Source organism: Streptomyces sp. NPDC029122 (assembly GCF_055569445.1).
Genome location: NZ_JBVHWK010000011.1, coordinates 89,979 through 112,431 on the forward strand (window position 1 = coordinate 89,979; position 22,453 = coordinate 112,431).

At 72.7% G+C, this 22,453-nt stretch carries 19 protein-coding genes; 16 read left to right on the forward strand and 3 right to left on the reverse strand.

What is annotated here, in order from left to right:
* Positions 1-23: 23 nt before the first annotated feature.
* A complete protein-coding gene (locus tag ACZ4WZ_RS15885) occupies positions 24-1,334 on the forward strand; it encodes a polysaccharide deacetylase family protein (RefSeq protein WP_467890332.1) in 1,311 nt (436 codons plus the stop codon).
* Here the strand turns inward: ACZ4WZ_RS15885 and ACZ4WZ_RS15890 are convergent.
* Positions 1,291-2,304 (reverse strand): ATP-binding protein, encoded by a 1,014-nt coding sequence (locus ACZ4WZ_RS15890; RefSeq protein ID WP_467890335.1) that lies wholly within the window; start codon positions 2,302-2,304, stop codon positions 1,291-1,293. The two genes, ACZ4WZ_RS15885 and ACZ4WZ_RS15890, sit on opposite strands and share 44 nt — an antisense overlap.
* Before the next feature lie 109 nt (positions 2,305-2,413).
* Here ACZ4WZ_RS15890 and ACZ4WZ_RS15895 point away from each other — a divergent pair, with 109 nt between their 5' ends.
* The gene (locus tag ACZ4WZ_RS15895) at positions 2,414-3,244 is read left to right on the forward strand and encodes a Fic family protein (protein WP_467890337.1); all 831 of its coding nucleotides are present in this window, start codon (positions 2,414-2,416) and stop codon (positions 3,242-3,244) included.
* 599 nt (positions 3,245-3,843) lie between these two features.
* Here ACZ4WZ_RS15895 and ACZ4WZ_RS15900 read toward each other — a convergent pair.
* Positions 3,844-4,713, reverse strand: a complete 870-nt coding sequence (locus ACZ4WZ_RS15900) for an HAD family hydrolase (RefSeq protein ID WP_467890340.1) — start codon at positions 4,711-4,713, stop codon at positions 3,844-3,846.
* Between the two features lie 488 nt (positions 4,714-5,201).
* On the opposite strand from ACZ4WZ_RS15900, the gene ssd reads away from it, so the two are divergent.
* From ssd to ACZ4WZ_RS15935, 7 genes are all read left to right on the forward strand, one after another.
* On the forward strand, positions 5,202-6,350 hold the full coding sequence (gene ssd / locus ACZ4WZ_RS15905; RefSeq protein ID WP_467890535.1) for a septum site-determining protein Ssd: 1,149 nt from the start codon (positions 5,202-5,204) through the stop codon (positions 6,348-6,350).
* Positions 6,347-7,495 (forward strand): TadA family conjugal transfer-associated ATPase, encoded by a 1,149-nt coding sequence (locus ACZ4WZ_RS15910; RefSeq protein WP_467890343.1) that lies wholly within the window; start codon positions 6,347-6,349, stop codon positions 7,493-7,495. The genes ssd and ACZ4WZ_RS15910 overlap by 4 nt, the downstream gene beginning before the upstream one ends.
* Complete coding sequence (locus ACZ4WZ_RS15915; protein ID WP_467890346.1) at positions 7,456-8,376, forward strand: type II secretion system F family protein; 921 nt, start codon at positions 7,456-7,458, stop codon at positions 8,374-8,376. Before ACZ4WZ_RS15910 ends, ACZ4WZ_RS15915 begins: the two co-directional genes overlap by 40 nt.
* Positions 8,376-9,152 carry a type II secretion system F family protein gene (locus ACZ4WZ_RS15920; protein ID WP_467890349.1) on the forward strand — a complete coding sequence of 259 codons (777 nt, stop codon included), beginning with the start codon at positions 8,376-8,378 and terminating at the stop codon, positions 9,150-9,152. Before ACZ4WZ_RS15915 ends, ACZ4WZ_RS15920 begins: the two co-directional genes overlap by 1 nt.
* 72 nt (positions 9,153-9,224) lie before the next feature.
* Entirely contained in the window at positions 9,225-9,422 is a 198-nt protein-coding gene (locus ACZ4WZ_RS15925) for a DUF4244 domain-containing protein (RefSeq protein WP_388933502.1), read from the forward strand.
* Entirely contained in the window at positions 9,409-9,786 is a 378-nt protein-coding gene (locus tag ACZ4WZ_RS15930; protein ID WP_467890353.1) for a TadE family type IV pilus minor pilin, read from the forward strand. Before ACZ4WZ_RS15925 ends, ACZ4WZ_RS15930 begins: the two co-directional genes overlap by 14 nt.
* A 206-nt stretch (positions 9,787-9,992) precedes the next feature.
* On the forward strand, positions 9,993-10,397 hold the full coding sequence (locus ACZ4WZ_RS15935) for an Rv3654c family TadE-like protein (RefSeq protein WP_467890537.1): 405 nt from the start codon (positions 9,993-9,995) through the stop codon (positions 10,395-10,397).
* On the opposite strand, the gene ACZ4WZ_RS15940 is transcribed toward ACZ4WZ_RS15935, so the two are convergent.
* Positions 10,369-12,816, reverse strand: a complete 2,448-nt coding sequence (locus ACZ4WZ_RS15940) for a DEAD/DEAH box helicase (protein ID WP_467890356.1) — start codon at positions 12,814-12,816, stop codon at positions 10,369-10,371. The two genes, ACZ4WZ_RS15935 and ACZ4WZ_RS15940, sit on opposite strands and share 29 nt — an antisense overlap.
* Before the next feature lie 82 nt (positions 12,817-12,898).
* Here ACZ4WZ_RS15940 and bldG point away from each other — a divergent pair, with 82 nt between their 5' ends.
* The 7 genes from bldG to topA all read left to right on the forward strand — a co-directional run bounded on the left by bldG (position 12,899) and on the right by topA (position 22,297).
* The gene (gene bldG / locus ACZ4WZ_RS15945) at positions 12,899-13,240 is read left to right on the forward strand and encodes an anti-sigma factor antagonist BldG (RefSeq protein WP_361602310.1); all 342 of its coding nucleotides are present in this window, start codon (positions 12,899-12,901) and stop codon (positions 13,238-13,240) included.
* A gap of 103 nt (positions 13,241-13,343) precedes the next feature.
* Complete coding sequence (locus tag ACZ4WZ_RS15950; protein WP_467890361.1) at positions 13,344-13,784, forward strand: ATP-binding protein; 441 nt, start codon at positions 13,344-13,346, stop codon at positions 13,782-13,784.
* A 278-nt stretch (positions 13,785-14,062) separates the two neighbouring features.
* Positions 14,063-16,465, forward strand: coding sequence for a sodium-translocating pyrophosphatase (locus tag ACZ4WZ_RS15955; protein ID WP_467890364.1), 2,403 nt, complete (start codon positions 14,063-14,065; stop codon positions 16,463-16,465).
* Between the two features lie 172 nt (positions 16,466-16,637).
* A complete protein-coding gene (locus ACZ4WZ_RS15960) occupies positions 16,638-17,198 on the forward strand; it encodes a small secreted protein (protein WP_467890366.1) in 561 nt (186 codons plus the stop codon).
* A 150-nt stretch (positions 17,199-17,348) separates the two neighbouring features.
* Complete coding sequence (locus ACZ4WZ_RS15965) at positions 17,349-18,863, forward strand: DUF7059 domain-containing protein (RefSeq protein ID WP_467890369.1); 1,515 nt, start codon at positions 17,349-17,351, stop codon at positions 18,861-18,863.
* A gap of 125 nt (positions 18,864-18,988) precedes the next feature.
* Positions 18,989-19,186, forward strand: coding sequence for a hypothetical protein (locus ACZ4WZ_RS15970; RefSeq protein WP_467890372.1), 198 nt, complete (start codon positions 18,989-18,991; stop codon positions 19,184-19,186).
* Between the two features lie 267 nt (positions 19,187-19,453).
* A complete protein-coding gene (topA, locus tag ACZ4WZ_RS15975) occupies positions 19,454-22,297 on the forward strand; it encodes a type I DNA topoisomerase (RefSeq protein ID WP_467890375.1) in 2,844 nt (947 codons plus the stop codon).
* Positions 22,298-22,453: the final 156 nt, after the last annotated feature.

Here is a 22,453-nt window from a genome sequence, read left to right on the forward strand (position 1 = left end):
AACTGCGAGGGAGAGGTGTGCGGATGATCGCCGCCACGAAGAAGATCGCCGGCGGCCTCGTCGCCACGGCACTGGTCCTGTGCGCCGCGGGATGCAGCGGTTCCGGGCCCGCCGAGCCCGGGACCTCCGGTCCGGGTGTGCGGAAGGGCCCCGCCGCCCCGGACGCTCCCGGCAGCCTCAACCGCCTGATCGGGGACGGCTCGACCGCCTACACCGGCTCGCAGCCGAACGTGCGGGCGCCGCAGAAGCTGAAGCCCGGCGAGAAGCCGCCGCAGTTCGTGGTGTTCTCGTGGGACGGTGCGGGCGAGGACAGCCAGAAGCTGTTCTCGCACTTCCGCGAGGTGGGCAAGCAGTACAACGCCCGGATGACGTACTTCCTCAGCGGTGTCTACCTGCTGCCGGAGGAGAAACGTTCCCTCTATACGGCGCCGCAGCACTCGGCGGGCCTCTCCGACATCGGCTTCGGCGACCTCCAGGGCATCAAGGACACCGCCACCCAGCTCCGCGCGGCCTGGCTGGAGGGCAACGAGATCGGCACCCACTTCAACGGCCACTTCTGCGGTCCCGACGGCGGCGTCGGCACCTGGTCCGTGGCGGAGTGGAAGAGCGAGATCAACCAGGCGAAGTCGTTCGTCAAGAACTGGAAGACGAACGCGGGCCTGAAGGGCATGGCCCCGCTCCCCTTCGACTACGACAAGGAGCTGATCGGCGCCCGCACCCCCTGCCTCGAGGGCCAGAAGAACTTCATGCTGGCGGCCAAGGACATGGGGTTCCGCTACGACTCCAGCGGCATCAGCAAGCAGATCTGGCCCAAGAAGACGGACGGGCTCTGGGACCTGCCGCTCCAGTTGGTGCCCATGCCGGGCCGTGCCTTCGACACGCTGAGCATGGACTACAACTACATGGTCAACCAGTCCGGTACGACGACCCAGGGCGACCCGTCGCAGCACCGGTACTGGGGCGACCAGATGCGCGACGGCCTGCGGCAGGCCTTCGACCGCGCCTACCAGGGGAACCGCGCCCCGCTGATCATCGGCAACCACTTCGAGTCGTGGAACGGCGGCACCTACATGCGGGCCGTCGAGGAGTCCATCAAGCACATGTGCACCAAGCCGGAGGTGCGGTGCGTGCCCTTCCGCGAACTGGCCGACTGGCTGGACGCCCAGGACCCGAAGACGCTGGAGTGGTTGCGCACCCTCGACGTCGGCGAAGCGCCGAAGGAGGGCTGGACGAAGTTCCTCACCGCGGGGCCGCCGGCGCCTCCGGCCGCCCCGCCGGGCGCGGACAAGGTCAAGCCGGCTGAGGAGCCGGCAGGGGAGCAGGACGAGGGCTGACCAGGGCCTCGTGGAGGACGAAGCCGGGGTCGATCTGGGCCGCCAGGTCGACCCCGGTCTTGGCGTTCCCCCAGCTCTCGGCGTTGCGCAGGTGGAAGTGCACCATCTGCTCGGTGTACCGGCCCCAGTCGCGGGCCGCGTAGGAGTCCTCCGCCGCGTCCTGGAGCGCCTGGAGCGCGAGCCGGTTGCTCGCCTCCAGCAGTTCGAACCCGGCCGGGCGGCCCCGCTCCATCGCCCGCACCCAGTCGGAGTGCCCGAAGGTGACGAGCAGGTCCTCGCCGACCTCGTCCTGGAGGAACTCGATGTCCTCCGGGCCCTGCACCTTGTTCCCGACCACCTTGAGCACCACGCCGAAGTCCCGGGCGTACTCCTTGTACTGACGGTAGACCGAGACGCCCTTGCGGGTCGGCTCCGCGACGAGGAAGGTCACGTCGAAGCGGGTGAACATGCCGGACGCGAAGGAGTCCGAGCCGGCCGTCATGTCGACGACGACGTACTCGTCCGGGCCGTCGACCAGGTGGTTGAGGCAGAGCTCGACCGCCCCGACCTTCGAGTGGTAGCAGGCCACGCCCAGATCGGACTCGGTGAAGGGTCCCGTAGCCATCAGCCGGACGGAGTCCCCGTCGTCGAGGGCCACCGTACGCGCGCAGGCCTCGTAGACCGGGTTGTCCTCGGTGATGCGCAGCAGGCGGGAGCCGGCGCCGGGCGGCGTGGTCTTGATCATGCTGTCGGCCGAGGTGATCCGCGGGTTGGAGCCGCGCAGGTACTCCTTGATCAGGGGCAGGTGCGCGCCCAGGGCGGGCAGTGCGGCGGCCTCCTCGTCGGTGAGTCCGAGGGCGGCCCCGAGGTGCTGGTTGATGTCGGCGTCCACCGCGACGACGGGCGCTTCATTGGCTGCGAGGTGGCGGATGAAGAGGGACGACAGCGTGGTCTTCCCGCTGCCGCCCTTTCCCACGAAAGCGATCTTCATGTTCACCAAGCGTAGCGGCTCGATAGCGCCACGTGGTCAAGGTGAGTGAAGAAGACCACTCCAAGGAGGGGTCGGTGCCGGGGCCGCGAAGTGCGTAGGCTCCCTACTTATGAGTAGCGCTTCTGACCCGTTGGCGGCCCTCGGATCCCTCCCGGGGGTCGCAGAGTCCGTGGATTCCGTACGCAAGGCCGTGGACCGGGTCTACGGGCACCGGGTGATGCGCCGGCGCAGCGGGGAGATCACCTCGGAGGCCGCCCTGCGGGGCGCCCGGGGCAGCGCGGCGCTGTCCGGCGCCGACTGGGCCCTGGAAGAGGTGCGCCGCCGTACCGACTTCGGTGCGGAGGACGAGGCCCGCACGGTGGGCGCCGCACTGCGCCTGACGGCGGAGGCCGGGCAGCTGCTGAGCATCTGGCGCCAGTCGCCGCTGCGGGTGCTGGCCCGCCTGCACCTCGTGGCGTGCGGGGCCACGGGCTCGGACGGCGACGATGGCGTGGTGGGCCGGCCGCGGCTGGCCGGCGAGCCGGTGGACGAGCCCCTGGTGGACCTGCCGCTCCCGGGCGCCGAGGAGGTGGCGGGCCGGCTGGACGGCCTGTCCCGGCTGGTGATCGCGGGGGGCTCCGCTCCGGCGCTGGTGACGGCCGCGGTGGTGCACGGGGAGCTGCTGGCCCTGCGGCCCTTCGCCTCGTACAACGGGCTGGTGGCGCGGGCGGCCGAGCGGATCGTGCTGATCAACAGCGGGCTGGACCCGAAGGCGATCTGCCCGGCGGAGGTCGGCCACGCGGAGCAGGGGGCGGAGGCCTACCTGAAGGCCTTTGAGGGCTATGTCTCGGGCACTCCGGAGGGGATGTCGGAGTGGATCGGTCACTGCGGCCGCGCGATCGAGCTCGGCGTGCGCGAGTCGACGGCGGTCTGCGAGGCGCTCCAGCGGGGCGCGGCCTAGGTCGTGCCGCGCGGCCGGGCTGCGTGTGCGGGAGTGGCGCCGACCGGGGTTCCGACCCGGGTTCCGGTCGGGGTTTCGGCCGGGTTTCCGGTCGGGGTTTCGGCCGGGTTTCCCGCAGGCGGGGAGTCCGGCTGAGGCGAAGGGGCCGACTGAGGGGGAAGGGGCCGGCTGGGCGCAGGGTTGCGGCGACACCGTGCTGCTTTGGTGTCGCCGCTGGCATTCACGCCCAGTTACCAAGCGTCCTCGATGGTTGCCCATCAGGCCGGGAACTTTGCCCGTGGCCTGGTGCGGCTGGCCCGTAATCGACGGGTCGACGTCGCGTGGGTGCTCGGCGTTCCTGCTTCGGTCCGTGGGCCTTACTGCGTTTTAAAGATGATCCTCTCGGATGTTCTTTGGTCTCGCGGGCCGTGACTCCTTTCTACTCCGCTTCGGCGCCGAGCGAAACCCCTGGCCGGAGTTCTTTACTTTCCAGAGCAAATCAGGGCGGATCGGACACTCCATATCGGCCCAGGCAAGGACGTATCCATGGTCGGCGGTGAGGCCCCGGCGAGGACGGCGAGGCCCCTGGGCGGGGCGGGCTTCCGCCCGCCCCGTGGGCTTCAGGCCGAGGCGGGGGCGGCGCTCGCGCGCCGCCGGCTCGCGTACCAGACCAGCCCGGCCGTGGCCGCCGCCGCGCCGATCGCGGCGGCGGCGACGAGCGCGGGCCGCGTCGGCATCGACAGTCCGGGCAGGCGCTGCTTCAGCCGCACCGGCTTGTTGAACACCAGGACCGGCCACTCACGTGCGACCGCTTCCCGCCGCAGCGCACGGTCGGGATTGACCGCGTGCGGGTGCCCCACGGCCTCCAGCATCGGCACATCGGTGGCCGAGTCGCTGTACGCGTAGCAGCGCGCGAGGTCGTACCCCTCGGACTCGGCGAGCTCGCGGACGGCTTCGGCCTTCGTGGGGCCGTAGGCGTAGTACTCGATCTCTCCGGTGAAACAGCCGTCCTCGCCGACCACCATGCGGGTGGCGACCACGCGGTCCGCGCCGAGCATCGAGCCGATCGGCTCGACGACTTCGGCCCCCGAACTCGACACGATCACCACATCGCGACCGGCCGTGTGATGGGCCTCGATGAGGGAGGCGGCCTCGTCATAGATGATCGGGTCGATCAGGTCGTGCAGCGCTTCGGCGACGATCTCCCGGACCTGCTGGACGTTCCACCCCTTGCAGAGGGCGGACAGGTACTCCCGCATCCGCTCCATCTGGTCGTGGTCGGCACCGCCGGCCAGGAAGATGAACTGGGTGTACGCGGTGCGCAGCACGGCCCGCCGGTTGATCAGGCCACCCCGGTAGAAGGACTTGCTGAACGTCAGGGCGCTCGACTTCGCAATGACCGTCTTGTCCAGGTCGAAGAAGGCGGCGGTCCTGGGTGAGGAGTGCGGCAAGGGCTGATTTTCCACGAGCCGAGCATATGCGCCCACCATTCGGCGTAAGGTGTGGCGCGTGGGTTTGCCTGAGAAGGCTCTCGGGTACACCATGGAAGTCACGGATCGTTCGCGACCGTGCTAACCCGGTCTGGCTCCTCCCCCCCCGAGTCGGACCGTGGGGACGACCCCCGCTCTCCCCCCCGGCGGGGGTCGTCGCATGTCCGGACGCGGTTCGCGTCCCTTCGCCCCGTCTTCGGCGATCATCTCCTCGGCCCTCCGTCCTCGATGGGCCCGCCTGGCACAGGCCTTCACTTCCCCGAACTCGTCACGCTGCGTAGTGGTTCCGCCGCGCTCCGGAAGTCACCTGATGGTGTGGCGAAGTTATTCACAGGTCTCTTCTTGTCCACAGTTTCCGAGCAAGATCCACTTCTTTTTCCGGATCCCTCCACCGTGATTCCAGCCGCGAAGTCCGCGGCCCGTGGATTTGCTGTGAGAAGGGGGCGGAGATCGTGGCTGGATCGAAGTCGTGTGAAGCGCAGGCACCCGTGGTGGCCGGTGGGGGAGGACCGCCCGCCCGTGCCGCGGGGGCCGTGCCGGGAGGCGGGCGGCCGCTGATCCTCACCGAGGACCCGCTGCTCCTGGACGATCTGCTGCGGCTGTGCGCCGCCGCGGGCGCCGAGCCGCACGTGCACCATGCGGTGCCGGAGCAAACCGGCGCCGGCGGTGACGGGGGTGTTCCCGGCGTGGCGGGTGCGGGCTGGGATTCCGCACCGCTCGTCCTGGTCGGCGACGACGCCGCCCGCCGGGTGCGCGGAGCGCCGCGCCGGGACGGGGTGTTCCTCGTCGGCCGGGACCTGGACGACCCCTCCGTATGGCAGCGGGCGGTGGAGATCGGGGCCCAGGAGGTCCTGCGCCTCCCCGACGCCGAGAGCCTGCTCGTCGACCGCATCGCCGATGTGGTGGAAGGCGCCGGGCGGCCCGCCCTGACCGTCGGGGTGATCGGCGGCAGCGGCGGGGCCGGGGCGTCCACCCTCGCCTGCGCGCTCGCGCTCCGGGCGGCCAAGGCCGGCGAGCGCACCATCCTCATCGACGCCGACCCGCTCGGCGGCGGCATGGACGTGCTGCTCGGCGGCGAGAGCGCCGAGGGACTGCGGTGGCCCGACTTCGCCGCCTCGCGCGGCCGGGTCGGGGCCGGAGCCCTGGAGGAGTCCCTGCCCGAACTGCACGCGCTGCGGGTGCTGAGCTGGGACCGCGGGGAGCGGGTGGTCGTGCCGCCCGCCGCGATGCGGTCGGTCGTGGCCGCCGCCCGCAGGCGCGGCGGCGTCGTGGTGGTCGACCTGCCCCGGCGGGTGGACGAGCCCGTGGCCGAGGTGCTGGCCCAGCTGGACCTGGTGCTGCTGGTGGTGCCGGGCGAGCTGCGGTCGGTGGCCGCGGCGGGGCGGGTGGCCGCCGGGGTGCGCATGGTGGCCCGGGACGTCCGCGTGGTCGTGCGGGGCCGCTGTCCCGACGGGCTCGACGCCGAAGCCGTGGCAGGGCTGCTGGGGGCGCCGCTGGCCGGCGAGGTACCGGTCGAGGTGGGGCTTCCGGGGCGGGTGGCCGAGGGTGAACCGCCGGGCGCGCGGGGCACGCTGGCCCGCTTCTGCGACGGCTTCTGGCAGCGGGCGCTCGGCTCCGCCCAGGGGGTGCCGGCATGAGCGCGGTGCTGCTGGACGCGGTGCGCCAGCACCTCGCCGAGAGCGGGGCGGAGCCCACGCCCGCCCGGGTGGCGGCCGCCCTGCGCGCCCAGGGGCGGCTCCTCGGGGACGCCGAAGTGCTGGGAGTGGCCGCCGAATTGCGGTCCGAGCTGGTGGGCGCCGGGCCGCTGGAGCCGCTGCTCGCCGACCCCGGGGTCACCGACGTGCTGGTGGCCGCCCCCGACCGGGTGTGGGTGGACCGCGGTGGCGGGCTGGAGCTGACCTCCGTGACCTTCGCCGACGCCGAGGCCGTGCGCAGGCTGGCCCAGCGGCTGGCCGCCGTCGCGGGACGGCGGCTGGACGACGCCCGGCCCTGGGTGGACGCCCGCCTGCCGGACGGCACCCGGCTGCACGCCGTGCTGCCGCCCGTGTCGGTCGGGTCGGCGTGCCTGTCGCTGCGGGTGGTGCGGCCGAAGGCGTTCACGCTGGACGAGCTGGTCGCCGCCGGGACCCTGCCGCCGGGCGGACACCGGCTCCTGCGGGCGATGGTCGAGGCCCGGCTGTCGTTCCTCGTCTCGGGCGGCACCGGGACGGGCAAGACCACCCTCCTCAGTGCCCTGCTGGGGCTGGTCGGACCGGGTGAGCGGATCGTGCTTGCCGAGGACTCCGCGGAGCTGCGCCCCGACCACCCGCATGTGGTGCGGCTGGAGACCCGGCCCGCGAACCAGGAGGGGGCCGGGCTGGTCACCCTCGCGGACCTGGTCCGCCAGGCCCTGCGGATGAGGCCCGACCGGCTGGTGGTGGGAGAGGTGCGCGGCGCCGAGGTCGCCGACCTGCTCGCCGCCCTGAACACCGGGCACGAAGGCGGCTGCGGCACGGTCCACGCCAATGCCGCGGGGCACGTTCCCGCCCGCCTGGAGGCGCTCGGGACGGCCGCCGGGCTCGACCGGGCCGCCCTGCACAGCCAGCTGGCGGCCGCGCTGACCCTGGTGGTCCACCTGGTCCGGGACCGCTCCGGGAAGCGGCGGGTGGCCGAGGTGCACGTACTGGAGCGGGACGGGGCCGGGCTGGTGGTGACCGTGCCCGCCCTGCGCTGGGGAGCGCGCGGCTTCCTGCGGGAGGCGGGATGGTCGCGGCTCGCCCCGCTGCTGGGAGGTGCGCGGTGATCACCGGACCGCTCGGGTCGGTGCCCGTGTTCGCCGGGGTGCTGTGCGCCGGGGCGGCCGCGTGGGGGCTCGCCGGGAGTGAGCGGCTGCCCCGGCGGGCCAGGCTGGTCCTGGCCGGGGGCGGACCGCTGGTGCCGGGCGGGCCGGCGCCCGGCCGGCGGCTGGCGGCCGCGCTGCGGGTCCGGGCCGCCGGCTGGCGGGAGTGGGCCGGCCTGGTGGCCGGGATGGTGGTCGCCGTACTGGGCGGGTCGGTGATCCCGCTGCTGCTCGGCGCGGCTTCGGTGCCGCTGCTGCGGCGCTGGCTGCGCGCCAGGGAGCGGGAGCGGGCGCGCGCCGCCCGTGCCGCGGGGGTCGTGGCGCTGTGCGGGGCCGTGGTGGGGGAGCTGCGGGCCGGCGCCCAGCCGGGGCAGGCGCTGACCGTGGCGATACGCCGTACGGCGGCCGGTCCCGGCGGCCCGGGCGCGGCGGAGGCGGGGGTGCTGGCAGCCGCCGCCTTCGGCGGGAACGTGGCCGAAGCCCTGCACCAGGCGGCGCGCGAGCCGGGCGCGCGCGGGCTGGCCGGGATGGCGGCCTGCTGGCGGGTGTCGGTGGACGGCGGAGCGGGCCTGGCGGCCGGCCTCGACCGGCTCGAAGGGGCGTTGCGGGCGGAGCGGGACCGGGAGGAGTCCCTGCGGGCCCAGCTGGCGGGGGCCAGGTCCACGACGGTGGTGCTCGCCCTGCTGCCGCTGGTGGGGCTCCTGATGGGCACCGCGCTGGGAGCGGATCCGCTGAGGGTGCTGCTGCACTCCCCGGTCGGGTGGGGCTGCCTGCTGGCCGGCGGGGTGCTGGAGGCGCTGGGGCTGCTGTGGTGCCGGCGGATCGTGCGGACGGGGGAGCGGTGATGGACGGTTCCGCGGTCCACAGGCTGGGGACGGCGTTGTGCGTGGCCGCGCTGGTGTGGTGGCCGGCCTCGGCGGTGGTGGCACGGCTGGGGAGGCGGGCGGTCCGGCGCAGGACCGCGGTCCTCTTCCGGGCCGGGCCGGTACGGCGGGGCCCGGTGTGGGGGCCGGGCGTCCGGGCTGCGGCGCTGTCCTGGGCGGGGCCGGCCGGAGCGCTGCTGGCGGGCTGGGTGCTGGTCGGCGGGACGGCGGGGGTCCTGGCCGGGTGCGGGGCGGCGTTCGCGGTGCGGTGGGCGCTCGCGCGGGCCCGGCCGTCCGCCGGGCCGGATCCGCGGGAGGCGGAGGGGCAGTTGCCGTTCGCTGCGGATCTGCTGGCGGCCTGTCTCGCGGCGGGCGCGGGGCCGGTCGAGGCGGCCGAGGTCGTCGGGGAGTCGCTGGGCGGTCCGGTGGGCGAGCGGCTGGCCCTCGCGGGTGCGGAGCTGCGCCTGGGCGGCGAACCGGGGGCCGCGTGGGGGAGGTTGGCGGAGATACCGGGTGCCCGGGGGCTGGCGGAGTGCCTGGAGCGCGCCGCGCGGACCGGGGCCCCCGCCGCGGAGCCGGTCTCCCGCCTCGCGGCGGCCTTGCGGGCGGACCGCTCCCGGCAGGCGGGTGCCCGGGCGCAGCGGGCGGCGGTGCTCGTCACCGCCCCGGTGGGGCTGTGTTTCCTGCCCGCGTTCCTCGCGGTGGGAGTGGCGCCGGTGGTGATCGGAATGGCCTCCGGACTGCTGTCGGAACGGTGAAGCGCACCGGCCGGAGCGGCGGAATCTAAAAGCTGAAATCAGATCAAGAGCGTAATCCCACAGGAGGGTGTCATGAGGATCATCCGGATTCGGGTGCGGGCGGTACTGAAGGGCCGTGGGGGTGATGCGGGAATGTCGACTTCGGAATACGCCATGGGCACGATCGCGGCGTGTGCGTTCGCGGCGGTTCTGTACAAGGTGGTGACGAGCGACGTCGTCTCGGCGGCACTCCAGTCGACCATCGGCAAGGCGCTCGATGTGCCGTTCTGAGCGAAAGCGTCGGGTCTCCGAGGACCGCGGATATGTGACGGCTGAGGCGGCTGTGGTCATTCCGGCTCTGGTGTTGTTCGCGGCGCTGCTGGTGTGGGCGCTGATGGCGGCGGCCGCGCAGATCCGGTGTGTGGACGCCGCGCGGGCGGGTGCCCGGGCGGCGGCCCGGTCCGAGCCCGTGGAAGCGGCGGTCGCGGCGGCCCGGGAAGCCGCCCCGGCGGGGGCGGAGGTGGAGCTGGAGCGGTCCGGCGATCTGTGGCGGGTCCGGGTGGCCGCTCCGGCGCCCGGCCCGGCCGTGCTGCCGGTACGGCTCGGGGCGCTTGCGGTGGCCCTGGCGGAGGACAGCGTGGGGCCGCCGCCATGAGCCGGGGCCGTGACGCCCGTCCAGGCCCGGGCCGGGGCATGCGAGGGAGCCGGGGCACGCTTCCGGGCCGGGATTCGAGTCCGGGCCGGGACGGGCCACCGGGCCGGGACGGGCCACCGGGCCGGGATTCGCGTCCGGGCCGGGACGGGCCACCGCGCCGGGACGGGCCACCGCGCCGGGACGGGCGTCCGGGGCGGGGGCCGGGCCTGCGCGGGTGTCCGCGGGACCGGGGCGTCGCGACGGTGTGGGCCACCGTGGTGGCCGCGGTGCTGGTGGCGGTGTTCGGGGGTGTGCTGCTGCTCGGGCAGGCGGTGGTGGCCCGGCACCGGGCGGGCGCGGCCGCCGATCTGGCAGCCCTGGCGGCGGCCGCGAGCTGGGCGCACGGCCCCGAGCGGGCCTGTGCGGCGGCCCGGCGGGTGGCCGGGGCCCAGGGGGCGGTACTGCCCGCCTGCCGGGTGGGCGGTGAGGTGGCGGAGGTCCGGGCCGGAGTCCGGGCCGGCCCCTTCACCTCCGAGGTCGCGGCCCGGGCGGGGCCGCCCGTGGCCTCCCCGGCCTCACCGGCCGGGGAGGCCGGAGAGGAGGTCAGGGAGCCGTGGAGAGGAGGCGGGTGAGGAGCCGTACGGCGCCGCGCTTGTGCAGGGGGTCGTTGCCGTTGCCGCACTTGGGGGACTGGATGCAGGAGGGGCAGCCCGCCTCGCACTCGCAGGCGGCAATGGCGTCCCGGGTGGCGGTCAGCCAGGCCTTGGCCGTCTGGAAGGCCCGCTCCGCGAAGCCGGCGCCGCCCGGGTGGCCGTCGTACACGAAGACCGTGGGCAGCAGGGTGTCCGGATGCAGCGGGACGGAAACCCCGCCGATGTCCCAGCGGTCGCAGGTGGCGAACAGCGGGAGCAGGCCGATGGAGGCGTGCTCGGCGGCGTGCAGGGCGCCGCCGAGGATCTCCGGGCCGATCCGGGCCTCGTCCAGCTGGTCCTCGGTCACCGTCCACCACACGGCCCGGGTGCGCAGGGTGCGCGGCGGCAGGTCGAGCTTGGCCTCGCCGAGCACCTCACCGGTGATCAGTTTGCGGCGCAGGTAGGAGACGACCTGGTTGGTGACCTCGACGGAGCCGAAGCAGAGCCTGGCCTCGCCCCAGGGGATCTCGGTCTCGGTCTCCAGGATGGAGATGGAGGTGGTGTCGCGGGCCGTGGTGGAGAAGGGCGGGTTCGCCTCCTCGACCAGGGCGGCGGAATCCTCCAGGTCAAGGTGTTTCACCAGGTAGGTACGGCCCTGGTGGAGGTGGACGGCGCCGTCGTGGACGGCCGTGTGGGAGGCGGATTCGTCGACGGTGCCCAGCAGACGGCCCGTCGAGGCCTCCACGATCTGCACCGGGCGCCCCCCGCCGCCGCGGATGTCGGTCAGGTCCGACGCCCGCTCCCGGCGGGTCCAGTGCCAGGCCGTGGCGCGGCGCCGGAGCAGTTTCGCCGCCTCCAGCTGCGGCATGAGGCCGCGGGCGGCGGGGCCGAAGAGGTCCAGGTCGGCTTCGGTCAGGGGCAGCTCGGCGGCGGCCGCGCACAGGTGCGGGGCCAGCACGTACGGGTTGTCGGGGTCCAGGACGGTGGCTTCCACCGGTTGGCGGAACAGGGCCTCGGGGTGGTGGACCAGGTAGGTGTCCAGGGGGTCGTCGCGGGCGACCAGCACGGCCAGGGCGCCCTGGCCCGAGCGCCCGGCGCGCCCGGCCTGCTGCCACAGCGAGGCCCGGGTGCCCGGGTAGCCGGTGATCAGCACGGCGTCCAGGCCGGACACGTCCACGCCCAGCTCCAGGGCGGTGGTCGCCGCCAGGCCCAGCAGTTCCCCGGAGTGCAGGGCCCGCTCCAGGGCCCGCCGTTCCTCGGGCAGGTAGCCGCCCCGGTAGGCGGCGACCCGCCCGGGCAGGGACCGGTCCACCGCCGCGAGCCGCTCCTTGGCGATCACGGAGATCAGCTCGGCCCCGCGCCGGGAGCGGACGAAGGCCACGGTCCGTACGCCCTGGACGACCAGGTCGGTCAGCAGGTCGGCCGTCTCGGCGGTGGCCGTCCGGCGCACCGGGGCGCCCTTCTCGCCCTTGAGCTCCGTCAGCGGCGGCTCCCACAGGGCGAAGACGACCTCGCCGCGCGGGGAGGCGTCGTCGGTGATCTCGGTGACCGGGACGCCGGTCAGCCGGGACGCGGCGGCGGCCGGGTCGCTGGCGGTGGCGGACGCCAGCAGGAAGACCGGCTCGGAGCCGTATCGGGCGCACAGCCGGCGCAGCCGCCGCAGGACCTGGGCGACGTGGGAGCCGAACACGCCGCGGTAGCTGTGGCACTCGTCGATGACGACGTAGCGCAGGGCCTTCAGGAAGGAGGACCAGCGGGGATGGGAGGGCAGGATCCCCCGGTGCAGCATGTCGGGGTTGGTCAGCACGTAGTTGGCGTACTGGCGCACCCACTCGCGTTCCTCGACGGGGGTGTCCCCGTCGTACACGGCCGGCCGTACGGCGTTCTTCAGCGGTGCGGCGAGCTTCCGGACGGCCCGCAGCTGGTCGGCGGCCAGAGCCTTGGTCGGAGCCAGGTAGAGGGCGGTCGCACCCCGCCCGTTGGGTGCCTCGGCGCCGTCCGCGAGGGCGGACAGCACGGGCGCCAGGTAGGCCAGGGACTTCCCCGAGGCGGTTCCGGTGGCGACGACCACGGATTCGCCGTCCAGGGCGTGCTCGGCGGCCGCTGCCTGGTGTTCCCACGGATGGTCGATCCCCGCGTCCCGGATCGCGGCCACGACATCCGTTCGGATGCGATGCGGCCAGACCGCATGACGGCCCTCCCGAGGGGGCAAGTGCTCCGTATGGGTGATGCGCGCAGCCCGGGAAGGCCCCCGTGACAGGCGGTCCAGGACCGTGCCGGGAGCGGGTCGTGGATCGGCGGGTGCCGTGGGCGGACCGGGGCGGTGAGTGTTGGCCATTGGAACCGAGTGTGTCACTGGCGTGCGGGACAATGGTCCCAAGGCGTCGTGCGCGCCTGCCGGTAAGTGATTGAATGCCATCGCGGCAGCCGATCCCCTCCCCTACCTTCGGACGGGGAGGCCCCTGGGGGGCGCCGCTCGATAGCAAGGTGCTGGAGGATCCGTGGACCTGTCCCTGTCGACTCGCACTGTCGGCGACCGCACGGTCGTAGAGGTCGGTGGCGAGATTGATGTGTATACCGCGCCCAAGCTGCGCGAGCAGTTGGTGGAGTTGGTGAACGACGGCAGCTACCACCTGGTTGTCGACATGGAGCGAGTGGACTTCCTCGACTCCACCGGCCTCGGTGTGCTCGTGGGAGGTCTCAAGCGCGTGCGCGCGCACGAGGGCTCGCTGCGTCTGGTCTGCAACCAGGAGCGCATCCTGAAGATCTTCCGGATCACCGGTCTGACCAAGGTGTTCCCGATCCACACCACGGTGGAGGACGCCGTCCAGGCCACCGACTGACGTACGGCTCCGGATACCGAGGAGCCGTCGAGGAGCGGGGGCGCCGGGCCGTGGACGGTCCGGGCCCCTGTCAAGGCACGCCCGTAGTCCGAGGGGGACGCACATGGCCACCGTTGAACTGCGCTTCAGCGCCCAGCCCGAACACGTCAGGACGGCCCGCCTCGTCGCGGCCGCCGTGGCGCGCCGGGCGGGGGTGGAGGAAGCCGTGCTCGACGAGGTGCGCCTCGCCGTGGGCGAGGCCTGTTCGCGTGCCGTCGGACTGCACCGCAGCAACGGCCTGACCGCGCCCGTGCGCGTCGTGCTGACCGAGGAGGAGAAGTCGTTCTCCATCGAGGTCGGCGACGAGGTGCCCGGGCCGGCCGGCGGTTCCGCCGAGTCGGTGCCGGGCATCGCCGCCGTCCTCGACCCGGACACGGACGAGGAGGACGAGATGGGTCTCGCGGTGATCAGCGGGCTCGTCGACGACGTCTCCGTGACCAGTGGGGAATCGGGCGGGACGATCCGGATGAGCTGGCCCGTCACCGCGGTGCCCCCGCTTCCGTAGCACCGTTCCCGCCCTATCTTCCGATCTTCATCAATTTCTTCGGATCTCTGTCAAGGCCCTGCTGAGCAGGGCCTTTTTCGTTTTCCCGGAAAATCCTCTAGATCGCTGATCAGTCGTCAATGTCTTTGTCCCATTACCTCTTTCGGGGGTAATGGAGTGACGCGATCTATTGCTGAGGAGCCAGAGTCCGCCAATTCCGTTTGACGCGCACTGTTTTGATCAGGTCGCGCTCCCTACAATCCGTCCACATCTTGAGCTCATCACGTCAAGGAGGACGAATGACGGGGCTCTTCACCCCTATCGCTCCGGATCACGCCCATGATCTGGCAGCCGCAGTACTCACTGATGACAACCGCATCATCGTGTTCGTCATCGCGGGCGTGGCCCTGGCCGCGCTCGTCGTCGCGCAGATCCTGGTCCGCCAGGTCCTCGCCGCCGACGAGGGCACCGACAGCATGAAGAAGATCGCCGCAGCCGTGCAGGAAGGCGCGAACGCCTACCTCGGCCGCCAGTTGCGCACCCTCGGCGTCTTCGCCGTGGTGGTCTTCTTCCTGCTCTTCCTGCTCCCCGCCGACGACTGGACACAGCGGGCGGGACGTTCCGCCTTCTTCCTCGTCGGGGCCATCTTCTCGGCCGCCACCGGCTACATCGGCATGCGCCTCGCGGTCCGCGCCAACGTCCGCGTCGCCGCGGCCGCCCGCGAGGCCACCCCCGCCGAGGGCGAACCCGCCAAGGACCTGACCGCCGTGGCCCACAAGGCCATGAAGATCGCCTTCCGCACCGGTGGCGTGGTCGGCATGTTCACGGTCGGCCTGGGCCTGCTCGGCGCTTCCTGCGTCGTCCTGGTCTACGCCGCGGACGCCCCCAAGGTCCTCGAGGGCTTCGGCCTCGGCGCCGCCCTGATCGCGATGTTCATGCGCGTGGGCGGCGGCATCTTCACCAAGGCCGCCGACGTCGGCGCCGACCTGGTCGGCAAGGTCGAACAGGGCATTCCGGAGGACGATCCGCGCAATGCCGCGACCATCGCCGACAATGTGGGCGACAACGTCGGCGACTGCGCGGGGATGGCGGCCGACCTCTTCGAGTCCTACGCCGTCACCCTCGTGGCCGCGCTCATCCTCGGCAAGGCCGCCTTCGGCGACCTGGGCCTGGCCTTCCCGCTGATCGTGCCCGCCATCGGCGTCATCACCGCCATGATCGGCATCTTCGCGGTCGCCCCGCGCCGCTCCGACCGCAGCGGCATGACCGCGATCAACCGGGGCTTCTTCATCTCCGCCGTGATCTCCCTCGTGCTGGTGGCCATCGCCGTCTACAGCTACCTCCCGGCCACCTACAAGGAGCTCGTCGGCGTCGAGGACGCCGCCATCGCCAACCACAGCGGGGACCCGCGCGTCCTGGCCGTCGTCGCCGTCGCCATCGGCATCGTGCTCGCGGCCCTGATCCAGCAGCTGACCGGCTACTTCACCGAGACCAACCGCCGCCCCGTCCGGGACATCGGCAAGTCCTCGCTGACGGGTCCCGCCACGGTGGTCCTGGCCGGCATCTCCGTCGGTCTCGAGTCCGCCGTCTACACGGCGCTCCTCATCGGCCTCGGCGTCTACGGGGCCTTCCTGCTCGGCGGCACGTCGATCATGCTGGCGCTCTTCGCGGTGGCCCTGGCGGGCACCGGCCTGCTCACCACCGTCGGCGTCATCGTGGCCATGGACACCTTCGGCCCCGTCTCGGACAACGCCCAGGGCATCGCGGAGATGTCCGGCGACGTCGAGGGCGCGGGCGCCCAGGTCCTCACCGACCTGGACGCCGTCGGCAACACCACCAAGGCCATCACCAAGGGCATCGCCATCGCCACCGCGGTCCTCGCCGCGGCCGCGCTCTTCGGCTCGTACAACGACGCCATCACGGGCGCGGTGAAGGAGGTCGGAGCCAAGGCCGGGGAGATGAACCTCAGCCTCGACATCGCCCAGCCCAACAACCTCGTCGGCCTGATCCTCGGCGCGGCCGTCGTGTTCCTCTTCTCGGGCCTGGCCATCAACGCCGTCTCCCGTTCCGCGGGCGCCGTCGTCTACGAGGTGCGCCGCCAGTTCCGCGAGCACCCCGGGATCATGGACTACTCGGAGAAGCCCGAGTACGGCCGCGTCGTGGACATCTGCACCAAGGACGCGCTGCGGGAGCTCGCCACGCCCGGCCTGCTCGCCGTGCTGACCCCGATCGCGGTCGGTTTCTCCCTCGGCGTCGGGGCGCTCGGCTCCTTCCTGGCGGGGGCCATCGGCACCGGCACTCTGATGGCGGTGTTCCTCGCCAACTCCGGCGGAGCGTGGGACAACGCGAAGAAGCTCGTCGAGGACGGCCACCACGGCGGCAAGGGAAGCGAGGCCCATGCCGCGGTCGTCATCGGCGACACCGTCGGCGACCCCTTCAAGGACACCGCGGGCCCGGCCATCAACCCGCTGCTGAAGGTCATGAACCTGGTGGCCCTGCTGATCGCCCCGGCGGTCGTGCAGTTCAGCTACGGCCCGGACACCAGCCCGGTCGTGCGGGCCGTCGTCGCGGTGGTCGCCCTCACGGTGATCGTCGGCGCGGTGTACGTCTCCAAGCGCCGCGGCATCGCCGTCGGCGACGACGCGGGGAGCGCGAACGCCGAACGGGTGACCCAGCCGGCCGGCACGGCGGTGGTCTCCTGACGCTCCAGGGCCCCTGAGGCCGGCTCCCGCTCCTCGCGGGCCGGCCCGGCTCGAAGATGCGCCCGAACGGCGGACGGGCGGCGCGTACTGACGCGCCGTCCGTCCGCCTTTGCGCGTGCGCTGTTGGTGGGCGTGTATCTTCCGGCCGAGAGCCTTCGAAGGGACCAATCCGGTGAACAAGAAGCTTGCGGCCGCGGTGTCCGGCGGTGCGGTACTGATGCTCGTCCTGTCCGGCTGCGGCGGTGGGGACGACGGCGACAAGAAGGCCGACGCCTGGGCCAAGAAGGTCTGCGACAAGTGGGAGCCAGAGCTCACCAAGATCAAGACGACCAACGACGAGCTGAAGCGGGTCGCCACCCAGAGCAGCAAGCCCGAGGAGGTCCAGAAGACCGACTCGGCCGCCTTCCAGACCCTCTCCGACGCCTACAAGACCATGGGCGGCGCCCTGACGGCGGAGGGCGAACCCCCCGTCAAGGACGGCAAGGCCGCGGCGGATTCCGTGGTCAAGAGCTACGGCGAGATCTCCAAGCGCTACACCGATCTCAAGACGAAGATCGACGCGCTCGACCCGAAGGACCAGAGCAAGTTCGCGGACGGCCTCCAGGAGGTCGCCGGCGGACTCACCGAGGTCGCGGCCAACGAGACGGCGGCCAAGGAGAAGCTCAATTCGACCGGCCTCAAGCGGATCTACAGCCAGAAGGGCTGCCAGGTCAAGACGCCCGCCAACGGCTGACCGGCCGGGCCGGTCGGGCCGGCGGGTCCACGGCGCCGGCGGCGGCTGCGCGACGCGCCGGTCGAGCCGGCGGGTCCACGGCGCCGGCAGTTCGTGTCCCGCGCGCGGGGGCTCGTACGGATTGCCGGTCCCAGCGGCCACAATGGTCGGGTGAGTACCACCAGCCTTCCCAAGCCCGACCGCGCCGCCGAGCTCCGCGAGGCCTTCCTCGCCGCGGGATTCACCGCCGACGGACTGCTCGACCTGCTCGGAGCCCCCGCCTACGCCGCGCTGGCCCGCAGCGAGACGGTCCCCGCCCTGCGGGCCACCCGCGGGGCGGGTGACGAGGCGCTCGCGGCTCTGATCCGGCTGTTCCTGCTCCAGCAGCCGGAGCCGTACGTGCACGCCGCCGCCGCGCTGCCCGTCGAGGCCGCCGTCGCCGACGGCTGGCTGCGCCGGGAGGGCGACGAGGTCCACGCCACCGTCGACGTACGCCCGTACGGCGGGCCCGACGGCGAGGACTGGTTCATCGTCTCGGACCTCGGCTGCGCGGTCGGCGGCGCCGGCGGGATCGGCAGCCGGGAGGAGGGCGTGGTGCTCGGCGTCGGCGGTGCCTCCACCACCCTGGCCGGGATCACCGTGCGCCTCCCCGTCGCCTCGGCGCTCGACCTCGGCACCGGATCCGGGATCCAGGCGCTGCACGCCGCCCAGCACGCCACCCGGGTCACCGCGACCGACGTCAACCCGCGCGCCCTGGAGTTCACCCGTTTGACGCTGGCGCTCTCGGGGGCGCCGCAGGCCGAACTGCTCGCCGGCTCGCTGTTCGAGCCCGTGGGCGATGCCACGTACGACCTGATCGTGTCGAACCCGCCCTTCGTGATCTCGCCCGGCGCGCGGCTCACGTACCGCGACGGCGGAATGGGCGGTGACGACCTGTGCCGGACCCTGGTCCAGGAGGCGGGGGCCCACCTCAACCCGGGCGGGTACGCGCAGTTCCTCGGCAACTGGCAGCACGTGGAGGGGGAGGACTGGCGCGACCGGGTCCGTTCCTGGGTGCCGCGCGGCTGCGACGCCTGGATCGTGCAGCGTGACGTGCAGGACGTCACGCAGTACGCCGAGCTGTGGCTGCGCGACGCGGGCGACCACCGCAGCGACCCGGCCGAGTACGCGGCGCGGTACGAGGACTGGCTGGACGAGTTCGAGGCCCGCAAGACGAAGGCCGTCGGCTTCGGCTGGATCACGCTGCGCCGCACGGACGCGGCCGAGCCCTCGATCGTGGTCGAGGAGTGGCCGCACTCGGTGGAGCAGCCGCTCGGTGACACCGTCCTCGCGCACTTCGCCCGCCAGGACTACCTGCGCGACCACGATGACGCGGCCCTGCTGGCCGGGTACTTCCAGCTGACCGCGGAGGTCGTCCAGGAGCAGGTCGGCGCGCCGGGCGCGGAGGACCCCGAGCACGTGGTGCTCCGGCAGAACCGGGGGATGCGCCGCGCCACCAAGGTGGACACGGTCGGCGCGGGCTTCGCCGGGGTGTGTGACGGCTCACTCAGCGCGGGCCGGATCCTCGACGCGATCGCGCAGCTGATGGAGGAGGATCCGGTCGTCCTGCGGGACCGGACTCCGGAGGCGATCCGGATGCTGGTGGAGCAGGGGTTCCTGGAGCCCGTGCAGGGTCCGGCCCGGTAGCCGGCGGCCCCCCGGCACCGTGATGTAACCCGGGGTTCGCCCGCCGTACCCCCTCGGCTGGCAGGCTCCCGGGCAGCGGGGATCCGGGGGGATCCCCGGGCGGCCCGGGGGAAAAGGGGAACGGCATGGAACGCGGTCCGGCGATCTTCGCGGCGGCCGTGTTCCTGCTGTTCGGGGCCGCTCTGCTGGCCTGGACGGGGGCGCGCGCCCGGCACGGCGCGCCGGTCGCCGAAGGCGTGCGCCCCGGGGTCGCCGTACCGGTGGCCGTACTGGCCGGAGCGGGCTCCGTGGCCCTCGGCGTCTGGTGTCTCCAGCGGTTCTGAAGCGGGCACCGGGGACGATCTCCACCGGGGTGTGAAACCCGACGTCGGGACGGGTTCCGGGGCGGGGCCAGACGGCCCCCAGGCCACCCTGCCCGGTGACCGCGAGGGTCCCGGCGCGGCATCCGGGCGGCAGAAACGGCACTTGTCGGGTTACCGTTCGAGTGGCCGTTGCGGGCTTGTGCCGTTTGACACGGGGGCGGGCTGTACCGTCACACTCCGCAGCGTCGCCGTACCGCGACCGAGTGCCGACCGGAGAGAAGAGCCAAGTTGTCCCCGACTAGCGAGACCGCAAAGGGCGGCCGCCGACTCGTCATCGTCGAGTCCCCTGCCAAGGCGAAGACGATCAAGGGCTACCTCGGCCCGGGATACGTCGTCGAGGCGAGCGTCGGGCACATTCGCGACCTCCCCAACGGCGCGGCCGAGGTCCCCGACAAGTACACGGGTGAGGTCCGCCGTCTCGGCGTGGACGTCGAACACGACTTCCAGCCGATCTACGTCGTCAACGCGGACAAGAAGGCGCAGGTCAGGAAGCTCAAGGACCTGCTCGCCGAGTCCGACGAACTCTTCCTCGCCACCGATGAGGACCGCGAGGGCGAAGCCATCGCGTGGCACCTCCAGGAAGTCCTCAAGCCCAAGGTCCCCGTCCACCGGATGGTCTTCCACGAGATCACCAAGGACGCGATCCGCGACGCCGTCGCCAACCCGCGCGAGCTGAACCAGCGGATGGTCGACGCCCAGGAGACCCGCCGCATCCTCGACCGCCTCTACGGCTACGAGGTCTCGCCGGTGCTGTGGAAGAAGGTCATGCCGCGGCTGTCGGCCGGCCGCGTCCAGTCCGTGGCCACCCGCCTCGTCGTCGAGCGCGAGCGCGAGCGCATCGCCTTCCGCTCGGCCGAGTACTGGGACCTGACCGGAACCTTCGGCACCGGGCGCGCCGGTGACGCGTCCGACCCGTCGACGCTGGTCGCCCGCCTGAACTCGGTGGACGGCAAGCGCGTCGCGCAGGGCCGTGACTTCGGCGCCAACGGGCAGCTCAAGAGCGAGGTGCTGCACCTCGACGAGACCGGTGCGCGGGCGCTCGCCGCCGCGCTGGCCGAGACGTCGTTCGCCGTCCGCTCGGTCGAGTCCAAGCCGTACCGCCGCTCCCCGTACGCCCCGTTCCGCACGACGACGCTCCAGCAGGAGGCCTCGCGCAAGCTCGGCTTCGGCGCGAAGGCGACGATGCAGGTGGCGCAGAAGCTGTACGAGAACGGCTTCATCACCTACATGCGTACGGACTCCACCACGCTCTCCGACACCGCGGTGACGGCGGCGCGGGCGCAGGTCACCCAGCTCTACGGCGCCGACTACCTGCCGGAGAAGCCGCGCGTCTACGCGGGCAAGGTCAAGAACGCGCAGGAGGCGCACGAGGCGATCCGGCCTTCGGGTGATCGTTTCCGCACCCCCGCCGAGACGGGTCTGACCGGCGACCAGTTCCGCCTGTACGAGCTCATCTGGAAGCGGACCGTCGCTTCTCAGATGAAGGACGCGACCGGCAACTCGGTCACCGTGAAGATCGGCGGCCGCGCCGCGGACGGGCGGGACGCCGAGTTCAGCGCCTCCGGCAAGACGATCACCTTCCACGGCTTCATGAAGGCCTACGTCGAGGGCGCGGACGACCCGAACGCCGAGCTCGACGACCGCGAGCGGCGGCTGCCGCAGGTCGCGGAGGGCGACGCGCTGACGGCCGAGGAGATCACCGCCGACGGCCACTCCACCAAGCCGCCGGCCCGCTACACCGAGGCCTCGCTGGTCAAGGAGCTGGAGGAGCGGGAGATCGGCCGCCCGTCGACGTACGCATCGATCATCGGCACGATCCTCGACCGCGGCTACGTCTTCAAGAAGGGCACGGCACTCGTGCCGTCCTTCCTGTCGTTCGCCGTGGTCAACCTGCTGGAGACGCACTTCGGGCGGCTCGTCGACTACGACTTCACCGCCAAGATGGAGGACGACCTCGACCGCATCGCGCGGGGCGAGGCCCAGTCCGTGCCGTGGCTGAAGCGCTTCTACTTCGGCTCGGAGGAGGCCTCGGAGGTCGTACCGGCCGACGGCGACCACCTCGGCGGCCTGAAGGAGCTGGTCACGGACCTCGGCGCGATCGACGCCCGGGAGATCTCCTCCTTCCCGGTCGGCGACGGCATCGTGCTGCGCGTCGGCCGCTACGGCCCGTACGTGGAGCGGGGCGAGAAGGACGCGGAGGGCCACCAGCGGGCCGACGTACCGGACGACCTGGCTCCGGACGAGCTGACGGTCGAGTACGCGCAGGAGCTGTTCGCGAAGCCGAGCGGCGAGTTCCAGCTCGGCACCGACCCGGTCAGCGGCAACGAGATCGTCGCCAAGGACGGCCGCTACGGGCCGTACGTGACGGAGATCCTGCCCGAGGGCACGCCGAAGACCGGCAAGAACGCGGTCAAGCCGCGGACGGCCTCCCTCTTCAAGTCGATGTCCCTGGACACGGTCACCCTCGACGACGCCCTCAGGCTGATGTCGCTGCCGCGCGTGGTGGGCACCGACGCGGAGGGCGTGGAGATCACCGCCCAGAACGGCCGCTACGGCCCGTACCTGAAGAAGGGCACGGACTCGCGGTCCCTGGAGACCGAGGACCAGCTGTTCTCGATCACCCTGGACGAGGCCCTGGCGATCTACGCGCAGCCGAAGCAGCGGGGCCGGGCCGCGGCCAAGCCGCCGCTGAAGGAGCTGGGCACGGACCCGGTGAGCGAGAAGCCGGTCGTGGTCAAGGACGGCCGCTTCGGCCCGTACGTGACGGACGGCGAGACGAACGCGACGCTGCGGCGGGACGACGACGTCGAGACGATCACGCCGGAGCGCGGCTACGAGCTCCTCGCGGAGAAGCGGGCCAAGAGCCCGGCGAAGAAGACCGCGAAGAAGGCCCCGGCCAAGAAGGCCCCCGCGAAGAAGGCGACGGCGACGAAGACCGCCGCCGCGAAGAAGACCGCGGCGAAGAAGACGACGACGGCGAAGGCGACGACGGCGGCGGCCAAGAAGACGACCGCCGCCAAGAAGGCGACCGCCACGGCCAAGAAGGCAGTGGCCGCCCCGGCGGACGAGTAGTCGCCGGCCGGCATCAGGGAAGGCCGAGGGCCCCGCGCGGTTGGCGCGGGGCCCTCGGCGTCCCCGGCCCCCCCCGCCGCATCCGCCCCGGCTGCCCGCGTAGGCGCGGGCGCTGCCCGGGAAGGTGGGTGGCGGGTCACACCCGGCGTCGTCCAC

Excerpts from the sequence above, each read along its gene's own strand:
- ACZ4WZ_RS15950 (WP_467890361.1), top strand. The coding sequence starts at position 13,344 with ATGGCCACCGTTGAACTGCGCTTCAGCGCCCAGCCCGAACACGTCAGG.
- ACZ4WZ_RS15920 (WP_467890349.1), top strand. The coding sequence starts at position 8,376 with ATGGACGGTTCCGCGGTCCACAGGCTGGGGACGGCGTTGTGCGTGGCC.
- ACZ4WZ_RS15915 (WP_467890346.1), top strand. The coding sequence starts at position 7,456 with ATGGTCGCGGCTCGCCCCGCTGCTGGGAGGTGCGCGGTGATCACCGGA.
- ACZ4WZ_RS15895 (WP_467890337.1), top strand. The coding sequence starts at position 2,414 with ATGAGTAGCGCTTCTGACCCGTTGGCGGCCCTCGGATCCCTCCCGGGG.
- ACZ4WZ_RS15900 (WP_467890340.1), bottom strand. The coding sequence starts at position 4,713 with ATGGTGGGCGCATATGCTCGGCTCGTGGAAAATCAGCCCTTGCCGCAC.
- ACZ4WZ_RS15940 (WP_467890356.1), bottom strand. The coding sequence starts at position 12,816 with ATGGCATTCAATCACTTACCGGCAGGCGCGCACGACGCCTTGGGACCA.
- ACZ4WZ_RS15925 (WP_388933502.1), top strand. The coding sequence starts at position 9,225 with ATGAGGATCATCCGGATTCGGGTGCGGGCGGTACTGAAGGGCCGTGGG.
- ACZ4WZ_RS15970 (WP_467890372.1), top strand. The coding sequence starts at position 18,989 with ATGGAACGCGGTCCGGCGATCTTCGCGGCGGCCGTGTTCCTGCTGTTC.
- ACZ4WZ_RS15910 (WP_467890343.1), top strand. The coding sequence starts at position 6,347 with ATGAGCGCGGTGCTGCTGGACGCGGTGCGCCAGCACCTCGCCGAGAGC.
- ACZ4WZ_RS15955 (WP_467890364.1), top strand. The coding sequence starts at position 14,063 with ATGACGGGGCTCTTCACCCCTATCGCTCCGGATCACGCCCATGATCTG.
- ACZ4WZ_RS15930 (WP_467890353.1), top strand. The coding sequence starts at position 9,409 with ATGTGCCGTTCTGAGCGAAAGCGTCGGGTCTCCGAGGACCGCGGATAT.
- ACZ4WZ_RS15885 (WP_467890332.1), top strand. The coding sequence starts at position 24 with ATGATCGCCGCCACGAAGAAGATCGCCGGCGGCCTCGTCGCCACGGCA.
- ACZ4WZ_RS15890 (WP_467890335.1), bottom strand. The coding sequence starts at position 2,304 with ATGAAGATCGCTTTCGTGGGAAAGGGCGGCAGCGGGAAGACCACGCTG.